We start from the raw sequence: 13,359 nt of genomic DNA on the forward strand, positions 1-13,359 counted from the left end.
TGGGAGGATTCCTATTGCCGGTTTTTCATTTGAAAACTGTATTGAAAATCTGTCGATATCGTGGTATAGTATCAAACAAGGAATAACTGTGTGACAAAGAGCAACACCCAAAGAAAGGAGGCGGAGATCGTTGAAGAAATGCTATATCTATACAAGAGTCTCCACCGCCGCTCAGATCGAAGGGTATAGTCTTGATGCACAGGAAGAAAGCCTTAAGGCATATGCTGAATACAGAGAGCTGGAGATTGTCGGAAACTACTGTGATGCTGGTAAATCCGGGAAGAACATCAAGGGACGTCCGGCATTTCGACAGATGATGACGGATATTAAGAGTCAGAAGGACGATATTGCTTTTGTCCTGGTATTCAAATTATCTCGATTCGGCAGGAATGCTGCAGATATCTTGAAATCACTGCAGCTTCTCGAAGACTTTGGCATTGATTTGGTGAGTGTAGAGGAAGCCATCGATTCCTCCACTCAGGGGGGAAGGCTGACGCTTGCAATTCTTTCTGCTGTCGCTGAGATGGAGAGAGAAAATATTACCGTTCAGTTCATGGCCGGTAAAATGCAGAAGGTTCTGGAAGGTGGGTGGACTGGTGGTGCAGTTCCCTATGGCTATAAGAATGTCAATCATGAGCTGGTTCTGGTTCCACCAGAAGCAGAAGTAATCCGAATGATATATGAGTTATATCAGCAAGAAAACATGTCAGCTTCTGCGGTAGCGTATGAGTTGAATAAAAGCAATCTGGTTCGTATCTCTGGAAAAGGAGAGCAGAAACCATTCACTTATGAATTTGTTTCAAGAGTACTGGATAATCCATTTTATTGTGGAAGAGTTTATTACAACAGAAGAACCAATAAGAAGGACAGGGATGGAAAGACCATAAAGCAGGATGAGGATAATATCATCATGGCTGAGGGTAAGCACGAGATTATTGTTTCGCCTGAAGTATGGGATAGCGTTCATGCAAAGAGAACTAAAATCGCCGGACGATACAAAAGGGTAGATGATGGTGGTCATGTGCACCTGCTTTCAGGAATTGTGAAATGTCCGATCTGCGGTAAGGGACTCACCGGGATGATTAGCAGAACGAAGAACCTGAAAGGTGATGGATACTATAAGCCGATTTATTATTATAAGTGCCGATACAATACAAGACAGAATGGGAAAACATGTCCATTCGATCAGAGCTTAAATCAGGAAATCATAGATGGTTTGGTGATGAAGATCCTGCAAAAGCTTCAGACATATAGGGAATTTCAAGATGCTTTGCAGGCGGCCTTGGGTCATCAAGGGAATCTTGAAAAGACAGAAAAGCGGCTCCAGGATCTCCGTAAGGAACTTAGGGAAGCGGAGCTGACCAAAGACCGGCTTGGAGAAAAGCTTGATGGACTGAATCCTCTTGGTAAGGATTATGACAGGAAATATGAAGAGACATCTGATAAGCTCGACAGCATATATGATCGAATTGGTGATCTGGAAATGGATGTTATCTCAACCAAGAAAAAGCTGGAGGCACTGAAACAAAAGGCGGATTCTACAGTTCAGATTATGACATTTATGGAGAACCTGCCTCTGATGTACGAGGAAATGTCAGAGGAAGAGCGGAAGGAAATGTTCCAGGCATTTGTAGATGATATTGAGCTCTTTTCGGAAGATAGAACAGATGGCAAGATTATAAAAAGCATATCCTTCAAATTTCCGATGGTATTTGACGGTAAACCGTTGGCAAAGAATACAAAACCTGAGGATATGGTATCCTTCAGACTGGATTGTACGGATATTGATATTGAGTTGCCGGGTAAGGGAAATATCATCATGAAGAAGCAGGCTGATGGCAGTCAGAAAGTAATTGTCCGTAAAGGAACCTATGCTGCTATCAAGGCCTATATTCTGGAAAAGCATGATGTAAAGGTTCCTACTCTCTATATTGCACAAATCAAGAGAAAGTACGGACTGGAGATCGGAAAAGCCTATAATAAACCAGAGAAGAATAAGAACCATGTGCCGAAGTGCACGAAAGAAAAAGAACTGCTGATCATGGAGGCACTGAAGTTCTATGATTTGATGGAGCAGGATGTCGAGTACAGGGAGGATGCGGTATGACAGAAAAGAAGAAAAAGAAGCAGCAGAAATGCTACATATATATCCGCGTCTCCACTTCCATGCAGGTGGAAGGATACAGTCTGGAAGCTCAGAGAGAGCGACTTAACAAGTTTGCTGATTATCAGGGAATGGAGGTCGTAAGGGAGTATTGCGATGCCGGAAGATCCGGAAAGAACATAACTGGACGTCCAGAATTTACACAGATGCTTCGGGATATCGCTGATGACAGAGATGGTGTTTCATACATTCTGGTATTCAAGCTTTCGCGTTTCGGAAGAAATGCTGCAGATGTTCTGAATTCTCTTCAGTATATTCAGGATTATGGTGTGAATCTGATCTGTGTTGAGGATGGAATTGATTCTTCCAAGGATTCTGGAAAGTTGACCATCACTGTTCTTTCAGCTGTTGCAGAGATCGAACGTGAGAACATTCTTGTTCAGACAATGGAAGGCCGGAAGCAGAAAGCAAGAGAGGGTAAGTGGAACGGAGGATTGGCTCCATTCGGATATCGCCTGGATAAAGAAAAAGGTGAGCTGGTTGTTGATCCGAAAGAAGCTGAAATCGTTAAGGTGATCTTTGATAAATTCATCAATTCCGATATGGGAGCTGACTCCATCAGCAATTACCTGAATGATCATGGTTATACTAAAAATACGAGCCGTGACTTTGAAGTAAATTATTTCACTCGCAGCCATATCATGAAGATACTTGATAATCCAGTTTACGTTGGCAAGATTGTATATGGCAAGAGCGCTACTGAAAAAGTCAAAGGAACCAGAGATCAATATCGAAGAGTTAAGCAGGATGATTATCTTGTCGCTGATGGAAGGCATGATGCTATCATAGATGAAGATACTTGGAACAAAGCCCGAGAGAAACGAAAAGAGACTGGTGTCAAATGGAATAAGATACATGATCTCGATCATGAACATCTTCTGGCGGGTATTCTGAAATGTCCGATCTGCGGAGCTTCTCTTGCAGGGACAGTTCGGCGAAAGAAGTATCCAAGCGGCAAGGTGAATTCCACATTCTACTATCGATGTTTGCACCGAAAGCGGATTGAAGGCACTGATAAGAAATGCGATTTCAAACCTTCACTTAACCAGATTGATACAGATGCCGAAATAATAGGTGTCATCCATGATATGGTAAATGATGAACGGTTTGAAGCCTTCATCAGAGGCAAGCTGGATGAGAAGGTGGATGTATCAAGCTTTGAAGCAGAGCGTGAAGGACTCAGGACTCAGCTGATACAGGCAACCGGAGCGAAGGACAAGCTGATGCAGCAGCTGGATAGATTGGATGTTACAGACAGGCATTACGATCGAAAGTATCAGGACATGCAAGACCGTCTGGATACACTTTATGACAGGATCGCTGACCTGGAAGAAAAGATCGATGATGTGACTGATAAGATATCCGGAGCCTATGATGAGAACCTGACATCAAAGCAGCTCTGCAAAGTTCTTCTCCAATTCGATGAAATGTTTGAAGAAATGACCGACTTGGAGAGAAAAGAGTTTTTATATACACTTATTGAGAGGATTGACCTGTTTCCTGAAAGACAGGAAAATGGAAGCATCCTGAAGCGAATCAGATTTAAATTCCGCGTAGATTATGACGCTGAAGCTGGTGGCAAGGTGTTGCTCAACGAAAACGACGTCGAAAGCTGCGTGCTCCTTACGCGCGTGAGCAACTGAAAAGCGGATTCTTATGTGAAACTGGTGAAAGGGAAGGAGGATAACCTTCTATGAGAGATTTTGATAAGCAGATGGAAATGGTTCTCTATCATTCCGATGAAGGAGATGTTTCTGTTGATGCATACATTAAAGACGAGAGTATTTGGATAACACAGAAGGCGATGGCAGAGCTTTTTGGTGTCAAAGTGCCTGACATATCGAAGCACCTTTCGAATATATACGATGAAGGTGAATTGGTGAAGGAGGCAACTATTTCCAAAATGGAAATAGTTCAAAGAGAAGGAAACAGAGATGTAAAGAGAACGCCGGTTTTCTATAATCTGGACGCAATTATTTCTGTTGGATATCGTGTAAATTCAATTAAAGCAACAAAATTTCGCATCTGGGCGACTACAGTTCTTAAAGAATATATGACAAAAGGTTTTGTTCTGGATGACGACCGTCTGAAGCAAGGGAAAACTGCTTTCGGAAAAGATTACTTCCGCGAGTTGTTGGAGCGTGTTCGTTCAATCCGAGCCAGCGAACGGCGTATCTGGCAGCAGATTACAGATATTTTTGCTGAGTGTAGCATTGATTACACAAAAGATTCCGAAGTGGCTTATCATTTTTATGCAACGATACAGAACAAGTTTCATTATGCAATCACAAATCATACTGCTGCAGAGATAGTATATGATTCAGCAGATCATGAGAAAAAACATATGGGACTTACAACCTGGAAGAATGCTCCGGATGGCAGAATACTGAAATCAGATGTTTCAGTTGCAAAGAACTATTTGGAAGCAAAGCAGATTCGTCAATTGGAACGTGCTGTCACTGGATATTTTGATTATATCGAGGATTTGATTGAGCGTGAGAATGTATTCACGATGGAAGAGTTTGAAAAGAGCGTAAATGCTTTTCTTGAATTCCGTCAGTACAAGATTCTTAAGGATAACGGAAGAATATCTCATAAGCAGGCAATGGATAAGGCCAATGCTGAATATGAGATATTTAACAAGACCCAGCCTATTGAATCAGATTTTGATAAGGCGGTAAAGAAAATGATCCAAGAGGAAAGTTAAATAGGACTACTCAAAACGTAAATGTGGCGGACGACAAGGGTTTGCTTATAAAACCTTAGATACGCTTGTTAATGTTTCAAAAGAACGTGGAGTATATCAAATATCATTGGAGGCAGTTTTTGAAGTATGAAATCATTTATACGACTTACCGATTACACAAAAAGTGAGCTTCTGAAGATTTTCCAAATTGCTGATACCATTGAGAAGTATAATGGTTTTATGCAGGGAAAAACTATCGTTATGTTCTTTCCTGCATCTAGCATAAGAACTAGGGTATCTTTTGAAAAAGGGGTATATCTTCTTGGAGGGCAAACCATATTATTTGATCCGGCAACGCTTGATAAAAAGAAGATATCAGGGATGTATGCGGATATATCCAAAACTGGGCTGATGCTGTTATAGTAAGGCACAGGGACATTTCAATGCTTGAAATAATGGCTAATACGCTGAGTATACCTGTCGTAAATGCTATGACAGATGAAAACCATCCATGTGAAATTATGTCAGATTTATACACTCTTTCCAAAATAAGAACTGACTATTTAAGAGATAACTATCTGTTTGTTGGTGCAGATGGAAATATAGGGAGAGCCTGGAAAGAGGCGGCAGAAGCATTTGGCTTTCGTTTGAATCAGAGTAGCCCGTCCAGATATCAAGTCCCTGGAGTTTCTTGTAATGAGAATTTGAAGGAGGCTATTGTCGGAACAGATATAATATGCACAGATTCTATTCCTTCAAGTATGATAGAGGATTTTAAAGATTATCAGATCTCGAAAGAGTTGATGAGTATAGCTAATGAAAACGCTATTTTGAATCCGTGTCCACCATTTTATAAAGGTGAAGAGGTTACAGAGGATGTAATCAATTCAGATTATTTTGTGGGATATGAATTCAAAAAGAATCTTTTAAGAGTTCAGCAGGCCATACTAATTTATTGTTTATCGACTTAAATTGAAGGATATCACGAGGTATGAAAAATAGTATTGTATCTATTTATGCAATGATTGGAATTTGGATAGCAGTATATATTCTTGATCAATTATTCAATATCGGTCAATGGCTGTTTGCTAAGGGGATTAGTGTGGAGCGGGGAGCAATTTATCGTTATTTTACAGCATCTTTTTTGCACACAAACATAGTTCACCTACTTGCAAATTGTCTGGCGATATATTTTATTACGATCTATCTGAATCATAAAATAAATGGGGCTGTTTTGTTGATTTATAGCGTTTTATGCGCAACGATAACGAATCTTGTCATTGCATTCATTTATAACGAATCAGAATACATATTTGGTGGTTCAGTTTGTATATTTGCCATTATTGGTTTGATTTTGACAATGCAATTCCTAAATCCGGGAATTGAACCGTTTCGATTGGGAACCTGGTATGGAAACTGGATGATTGGGTATGTGATTTTGGGAAATATAATGAATGGAGATTTGAAGTTGTTTGATGTATCCTGCATGGTGACGCATGGTATTTCTTTTGTGGTTGGTATCGCTCTTGGAGTGCCACTCATGAGGATCACTATGCGAAGAGAATAAATTGGGAGAGGGAGTGTAAAAAATGATCATTAACAGATTAAACCAGCTGTATAAGCCGAAGCGAATGCTCTATTATATAGAGGCTTCCGGGGAAGATATACAGTCTTTTTATAAGGGGATGATTCCACCGGCGGTAGAAAAATATGCGGACTGCTTTGGCGTGTATGACTATCCCGGGGTGTTTTATGTTCGTCACCTGCAGAAAGAGGTGATAGGTATTGAATTTCGATGCAATGATCCGCGCGTTGACTATCCAACCGAATTGAAATCGCTTGAGCTGGAGGAATCATTTTTTTATTCCATCGAAATTGACGATGATACAGAAATCAATCTTCCATTTGTCAGAAATATATTTGAAGAGATTGCCGGCGAGGATGATGCGCATAGGCCTTACAGCGATTTAAGTATGGAAGATGCCCCTGAAATAATCGCTGTTTTTCATGATTATAGTAAATTCAGAATCCTGCATAAATGGAAACTTTACAATGACAGGGCAATTCATGTGATGAAGGATGAGTATGATTGGTTCCAAAAAGAAGAATTATACAAGCTTGCATTTACGGATCACATCACAGGCAATTACAACTGGAATCATCTGGAAGCTTTTTTGGAGGTTCCGGGAGACAGAAAAATTAATGATTATGCCTTTGCGCACTTTGATATCAAACAGTTCCGCGTGATCAATGAAGCGTATGGACATATTGCTGCCAATAAGGTTTTGAGCAACATCGTAAAAGCGATGAAGGAATCGGATTTTGTCTATGCGAGCGCACGGTGTCATAATGATAATTTTGCGATGCTCCTTCGGGATATGCCGGAGCAGGAACTGAAGCAGAAACTACAGGAGTTGTTTGAGCGCAATTCTGTGTTGGAAGAAGATCTGTGCTATAAAATTTATTTTAAATGCGGAGTGGTTCCCATGCGACGAGCTATGCTTTTGGGAAACCGGGTTGCGGATGCGGCGAAGATGGCACAGGCGCTTTGTACAGACAAAAAAGGGACAGAGATTGTATTTTACACAGATAAAATGCATGACGACCTTTCGTGGCGTAATTTCATAAAAGCCTATGTGGAAACAGCGATTGAGCAGGATGAATTCGTCGTGTATCTTCAGCCTAAATTTGATATCGGGACGGAAAAAATCAAGGGGGCCGAAGCGCTCGTTCGCTGGAATTACAAAAACAAGGAATTGTTGCCGCCATACAGATTCATTCCGTATTTTGAACAAGATGCCACGATTGACAAAATCGATGATCTTGTTCTGAAAAAAATCTGTGAGACCATGTGCCGCTGGAAAAGGGAGGGAAAACCTCTTTATCCTGTTTCCGTGAATCTGTCCCGTATGCGTATGAATGATGAAAATCTGATTGATAAACTTACCGATGTTGTTGATTCCTACGGCGTGGATCATCAACTGATTGATTTCGAACTTACCGAAAGCGCTTCCTACGACAATATGGAACGCATGCTGTTCGTACTGAAAAAACTGCGGGAACGCGGATTTAAAATATCCATGGACGATTTCGGGACTGGCTATTCTTCGCTGTCGCTGTTGACACAGATGCCGATTGATACTTTGAAAATAGACAAGAGTTTCGTTGACAAGATTGCCGGCGATGCAAAACGCAATGAAGATATTATCCTTTTGCGACATATCATCAATCTCGCAAAAGAACTGGGATTTGTCTGCCTTGCAGAAGGAGCGGAAAGCCGTGTACAGATTGACAGGCTTCGCGACCTTGGCTGTGAGATTATCCAGGGATACTACTACAGCAAACCGATTCCGATTGCTGAATATGAGGAAACATATCTGTAAAACGAATTAAGATGCCCCCAACAAAAGCTGTTGGGGGCTTTTTGCATGGGATAAAATTTTTTTTAAGAAAAGGTTAGCCATAACTAACTAAAAGTGGTATGATTTGTCTTGTAGTAAGAACAAAGGAGGATAGTGATGGCAATGGAATTCTTGGAAATTGCAAATTTGAAAAAGAGCTTTGGATCGGGAGAAGCGAGACAGGAAGTTTTGCGGGGGATGAATTTTTCGGTGAAAAGAGGTGAATTCTGTGTGTTGCTCGGGCCATCGGGATCCGGCAAGTCGACACTCCTGAATATTATTGGAGGCATTGAGACTCCGGACGAAGGTTTTGTGAGTATTGCAGGGGATAAGCTTGAGGAGATGAATGAAAAACAGCTGACATTGTACAGAAGGAAACATTTGGGATATGTATTTCAGCAATATAATCTGATTCCGAATCTCAATGTCAAAGAAAATATTGAGGTGGGTGCATATCTTTCAGACAATCCACTGGATGTGGAAGAAGTAATATCGACATTGGGACTGCAGGATCATAAGTACAAATATCCGAGTCAATTGTCCGGGGGACAACAACAGAGAGTTTCTATCGGACGCGCAGTGGTAAAAAATCCTGACATTCTTATGTGCGATGAACCGACAGGCGCGCTTGATTACAAGACATCCAAAGAAATATTGGCATTGATAGAGGATTGTAACCACAAATATAACAACACCATCATCATGGTGACGCACAATGAAGCAATTAAGGCGATGGCGGACCATGTAATCAAACTGCGCGATGGTGTGGTTCGGCACAATGATGTAAATACGCAAAAAATCTCAGCGTATGAGCTGGACTGGTAAGGGGGAATGGTTATGAGAAATCCACTGATCAAACGAATCCCGAAGGAGTTGAAAACAGACTGGCGAAAATATATTGTTATCATTGTTTTTTTGGTGATGATGATTGGCGTAATCTCAGGAATGTATGTAGGCCGCGAGAGTATGCTTGAGGCAATTGATTCGGGGAAAAAAGAATTGAACCTCGAAGACGGAAGTTTTGAACTGTCAAAAAAAGCCACACCGGAATTGCTTGAGCAGATTGGGGAAAAATATGTCGACCGGATTTATGAGCAGTTCTATCGTGATGAGTCGGAGACAAAAGAACAGGATCATGCGCATGAAACGACAGTGCGCGTGTTCCGAAGCGATGCAAAAGTCAATCAGGCATCGTTCCTCAGTGGACGTGCTCCGGAGAATGTCGATGAAATCGCAATTGACAGAATGCATGCGGACAATGTCGGATTATCGATTGGAGATGAAATCAAAGTAGGAAACCATACCTTTGAAATTGTTGGATTGCTGTCTTATGTGAATTACCTGACACTTCATGAATCCAACAATGATTTGATGTTTGACGCGTTTGGATTTGATGTTGCAATGGTTACGCCTGAAGCATTTGAATCACTTGACGCGCGTATGCATTACAATTATGCCTATCAATATGAAAACGAACCGTCAGACAAGATAGAAGAGGCGGATATGGCGGAAGATTTCCTGAAACACCTGGCTGGCGTGGTCTATGCTGCGGGAAACGGAATTGAGGATTATCTGCCGGAGTATCTGCGACAGGCGAGCAACTTTGCGCCGTCTGATATTGAAGGGGATTCTACCATGACGGGAATCCTGTGTTATATCTTGATTGGAGTCATTGCATTTATTTTTGCAATTACCATCAGTAATACAATTGAAAAAGAGGCATCGGTAATCGGAACCCTGCGCGCGTCAGGATACAGCAAACGTGAAATGATTATGCATTATATGTCGATGCCGATTATTGTGACACTGATAGGCGCTTTGATTGGCAATATTTTGGGATATACAGCATTTCGAAACGTGGCTGTGAACCTGTATTACAATAGTTACAGCCTGCCGACATGCCATCTGGTCTGGAGCAATACAGCTTTGATTAAGACGACGGTGATCCCTCTTGTTTTGATGTTTGTCATCAATCTGCTTGTGATTGTGCGTAAGATGCAGTTGAGCCCATTGCGGTTCCTTCGCCATGACTTGAACAAGGTGAAACGTACCAAGGCAAGACGTTTACCGAGGTGGACTTTTTTGAGACGGTTCCGACTGCGCAATCTGTTTCAGAATCTTCCCAATTATGTCATTTTGATATTCGGGGTCATTTTTATCGAGCTGATGATGTGCTTTGCCTTTGGTCTGCCGGATTCGTTAAACAATTATTCGACCAAAGCGCCGGATATGATGTTCGCGCCATATCAATATATGTTGATGGATTACAGGGACGCTGCCGGCCAGACGATTGATACGAAGGAAGCGACTGCGGAAGCGTTCAGTGCGACGACTCTGTTATATGAAAAAAAACAAGGCGGATTCCGAACCGGAATGGGAAGCGGTGGAGATGAAGCTGTGACAGTATATGGAATTGCAGACGACAGCGCATATATCAGGACAGATGTGCAGCTGAAAAAAGGCGAAGTTTGTCTCTCTAGTGCATTTGCGGACAAATTTCGATTGAAGGACGGAGATGAGATTACGCTGCATGCGGAATATGAGAACAAAACATATCATTTTAAAGTGGTGGGCCGCGTGAATTATGATGGCGGAATTGCTGTTTTTATGCCTCAGGATGCGTATCGTAATCTGTTTGGTCAGGATGCGAACGCATTTGACGGATTCTTTTCGCGTAGGGAAATAACGGATATCAACAACCAGTATATAGCGACGGTTATTACCCAAGAGGATATTTTGAAAGTGACCAATCAGCTGAATCATTCTATGGGAGGATTGATGAATGTATTTCGGTATGCGCTGATTGTTATGACAGCCGCATTGATTTATCTGCTGACCAAAATAATCATCGAAAAAAATGAACATTCGATTTCTATGATTAAGATTTTGGGATTTGAAAACAGAGAAATTGTATCCCTGTATATGATACCGACAACAATTGCCGTAATCGTTGCCACATTGATCGGGTTTGCGGTTGGATATGTTTTGATGGTCTGGATTTTTCACATTTTCATGCTGCAGATGGATGGATATTTTGTGTTTTATATGAAACCGGAATCGATGATTCTTGCAGTCGGATACCTGTTAGTTGGTTATGTGTTTGTGTCGGTCATTGATTTGGGCCGAATTCGAAAGATTCCTATGGATGTCGCATTGAAAACAATGGACTAGAAAAATCAGAAAAAATGCACAAAAATAGTACAGAAGTCTGATAAAAAGTAAGAATAATATTTATTTTCTGAACTAAAAGGTGTAAAATCTATTCATACTGTAGGCAAACATCATTTTAGAAGGAGAATGTATTATGACTAGGAAAAAGGGCTCGTTAATGACGGTTATCGTCGGATCCATTTTTTTGGCAGTTTTGGTAACCGCGTTGTTAATTGAAACATTTTCAGTAGTCAGCACCGTAAGCAACAATAAAACGCAATCGGAGGAATATAAAGAGCGTTTGCTGGAGGATATCAAGGCGGAGCTGAAAAATGAAACGCAGGAAGCGATGAGTATTTGCGCAAGTATGAATGCAGGATATGAAGCGGGGACAATGACACTTGATGAGGCAAAGAAGGCTGCGGCGGACATCATCCGCGAGCTGCGTTACAATGACGGCGACGGTTATTTTTGGGTAGATACCTCTGAAGGAATCAATGTGGTTCTGCTGGGACGGGATACAGAAGGTCAGTCCAGATGGGATTCGGTTGATCCGAACGGCACATATTTCATTCAGGAAATGATCAAAAACGGCATGCAGTCCGGTGGCGGATATACCAATTTGATGTTTGCGAAACCAAATGAGACGGAACCTTTGCCGAAGATTAATTATACGGCTTATTATGAACCGTTCGACTGGGTTATGGGAACCGGTGTATGGGTTGATTATATCGATACACTCGTAGAAGCACATGAGAAGGAAACACAGGCGGCATTGACCCAAAGCATTATCCGGTCAGTTGTTGTTGTGGTAGTTTTGATTGTGATTGGCGTGGCCATTTCCATTTATATGGGCAAGCGCATCACAAAGCCGATCATTCTGGTTACCGGACAGATGACTCGTATGTCCAACAGCGATTTTACGGAAAATGAGGACATGCAAAAGGTGGTCAGACTGAAGCGCGAGAACAATGAAATTGGTCAGATTGCTTCTGCGATGGAACTGATGCATAGAAATATCAGAAATCTGATGCTCAAAATCAGTGATACAACATCCTATGTGGCATCGGCGTCGGAAGAACTGACGGCAAGTGCATCCCAGTCTGCGGAAGCCAGTGAAATGGTTGCGGTTTCCTGCACATCAGTCGCCGGCTCATGCAATACACAGATCGAAGCGGTGGAATATGCGAGTGACGAAACCAAACAGTTCGTCAGCAATATGAGTGAATTTAAAGAGGCAATCAATCGCACGACCGAGATGATCGGAAGCACCAATGAGGCGGCCACAAAGGGTGCGGAAGATATGACCAATGCGACGAATATGATGCAGTCGATTAAAGCGTCTGTAGAGAATTCCGCACAAGAAGTGGAAAATCTGGGTGAACAGCTTAAGAATATCGAGAATTTTGTAGATACCATTTCGGAGATTGCAACACAGACGAATTTACTGTCATTAAATGCTTCGATAGAAGCTGCAAGGGCAGGTCAGATGGGAAAAGGATTTGCAGTTGTTGCAACAGAAATCAGCAAGCTTGCGGATGAGTCGAATCAGGCAGCGCTCAATATTACCGCGCTCATCTCGGATATTATGAAAAAATCCGAGGAGGCAGTTGACGCAATGCGGATCGGTGCTCAGTCTGTGGTAGAAGGAACAGAGACGGTAAATGAAGCCGGCGCGACATTTGGAAATATTGTTGAGATGGTATATTCGATTTCAGAACAATCCGCCCGCATGAGTCAGATTGTGGATCATCTGTCTGTCGGCACGGATACCATTGCGGATAATATTCAAAAAATTGAAAGCATGAGCATCAGTGTTGCGGATGAGACCCAGAGTGTTTCTGCTGCTTCGCAGGAACAGACGGCATCCTCCAACGAAGTTGCGGAGGCTTCGGATCGTTTGGCCGAAAATGCCCAGGAACTTCAGGCGGTTGTTGCTCAATTTGATTTGTGATTGA

The 13,359-nt window shown here is 41.9% G+C and carries 10 protein-coding genes; all 10 read left to right on the forward strand.

All coding sequences use genetic code 11. The annotated features are described in order from the left end of the window. Positions 1-130: 130 nt before the first annotated feature. Positions 131-2,107 carry a recombinase family protein gene (locus CSX02_RS09055; protein WP_099386440.1) on the forward strand — a complete coding sequence of 659 codons (1,977 nt, stop codon included), beginning with the start codon at positions 131-133 and terminating at the stop codon, positions 2,105-2,107. Further along, a complete protein-coding gene (locus tag CSX02_RS09060; protein WP_099386441.1) occupies positions 2,104-3,807 on the forward strand; it encodes a recombinase family protein in 1,704 nt (567 codons plus the stop codon). The genes CSX02_RS09055 and CSX02_RS09060 overlap by 4 nt, the downstream gene beginning before the upstream one ends. 50 nt (positions 3,808-3,857) lie before the next feature. Continuing rightward, positions 3,858-4,871 (forward strand): virulence RhuM family protein, encoded by a 1,014-nt coding sequence (locus CSX02_RS09065; protein ID WP_099386442.1) that lies wholly within the window; start codon positions 3,858-3,860, stop codon positions 4,869-4,871. 126 nt (positions 4,872-4,997) lie between these two features. Beyond that, positions 4,998-5,273: a hypothetical protein gene (locus tag CSX02_RS13930; RefSeq protein ID WP_408607287.1), complete on the forward strand. Its 276-nt coding sequence runs from the start codon at positions 4,998-5,000 to the stop codon at positions 5,271-5,273. After that, entirely contained in the window at positions 5,270-5,821 is a 552-nt protein-coding gene (locus tag CSX02_RS13935) for a hypothetical protein (protein WP_408607290.1), read from the forward strand. The genes CSX02_RS13930 and CSX02_RS13935 overlap by 4 nt, the downstream gene beginning before the upstream one ends. A gap of 20 nt (positions 5,822-5,841) precedes the next feature. Next, positions 5,842-6,417, forward strand: a complete 576-nt coding sequence (locus tag CSX02_RS09075; protein ID WP_099386443.1) for a rhomboid family intramembrane serine protease — start codon at positions 5,842-5,844, stop codon at positions 6,415-6,417. Positions 6,418-6,439: 22 nt separating this feature from the next. Further along, positions 6,440-8,233: a putative bifunctional diguanylate cyclase/phosphodiesterase gene (locus CSX02_RS09080; RefSeq protein WP_099386444.1), complete on the forward strand. Its 1,794-nt coding sequence runs from the start codon at positions 6,440-6,442 to the stop codon at positions 8,231-8,233. A gap of 135 nt (positions 8,234-8,368) precedes the next feature. Further along, complete coding sequence (locus tag CSX02_RS09085) at positions 8,369-9,076, forward strand: ABC transporter ATP-binding protein (RefSeq protein WP_099386445.1); 708 nt, start codon at positions 8,369-8,371, stop codon at positions 9,074-9,076. Positions 9,077-9,088: 12 nt separating this feature from the next. Beyond that, positions 9,089-11,422 carry an ABC transporter permease gene (locus CSX02_RS09090; protein ID WP_242970454.1) on the forward strand — a complete coding sequence of 778 codons (2,334 nt, stop codon included), beginning with the start codon at positions 9,089-9,091 and terminating at the stop codon, positions 11,420-11,422. A 133-nt stretch (positions 11,423-11,555) separates the two neighbouring features. Further along, complete coding sequence (locus CSX02_RS09095) at positions 11,556-13,355, forward strand: methyl-accepting chemotaxis protein (RefSeq protein ID WP_099386447.1); 1,800 nt, start codon at positions 11,556-11,558, stop codon at positions 13,353-13,355. Positions 13,356-13,359: the final 4 nt, after the last annotated feature.

Source organism: Agathobacter ruminis (assembly GCF_002735305.1).
Classification (GTDB): domain Bacteria; phylum Bacillota; class Clostridia; order Lachnospirales; family Lachnospiraceae; genus Roseburia; species Roseburia ruminis.

Bases quoted from the DNA above. Each gene is read 5' to 3' on its own strand.
- CSX02_RS09060 (WP_099386441.1), top strand. From the start codon at position 2,104: ATGACAGAAAAGAAGAAAAAGAAGCAGCAGAAATGCTACATATATATC.
- CSX02_RS09065 (WP_099386442.1), top strand. From the start codon at position 3,858: ATGAGAGATTTTGATAAGCAGATGGAAATGGTTCTCTATCATTCCGAT.
- CSX02_RS13930 (WP_408607287.1), top strand. From the start codon at position 4,998: ATGAAATCATTTATACGACTTACCGATTACACAAAAAGTGAGCTTCTG.
- CSX02_RS09075 (WP_099386443.1), top strand. From the start codon at position 5,842: ATGAAAAATAGTATTGTATCTATTTATGCAATGATTGGAATTTGGATA.
- CSX02_RS09080 (WP_099386444.1), top strand. From the start codon at position 6,440: ATGATCATTAACAGATTAAACCAGCTGTATAAGCCGAAGCGAATGCTC.
- CSX02_RS09085 (WP_099386445.1), top strand. From the start codon at position 8,369: ATGGCAATGGAATTCTTGGAAATTGCAAATTTGAAAAAGAGCTTTGGA.
- CSX02_RS09090 (WP_242970454.1), top strand. From the start codon at position 9,089: ATGAGAAATCCACTGATCAAACGAATCCCGAAGGAGTTGAAAACAGAC.
- CSX02_RS09095 (WP_099386447.1), top strand. From the start codon at position 11,556: ATGACTAGGAAAAAGGGCTCGTTAATGACGGTTATCGTCGGATCCATT.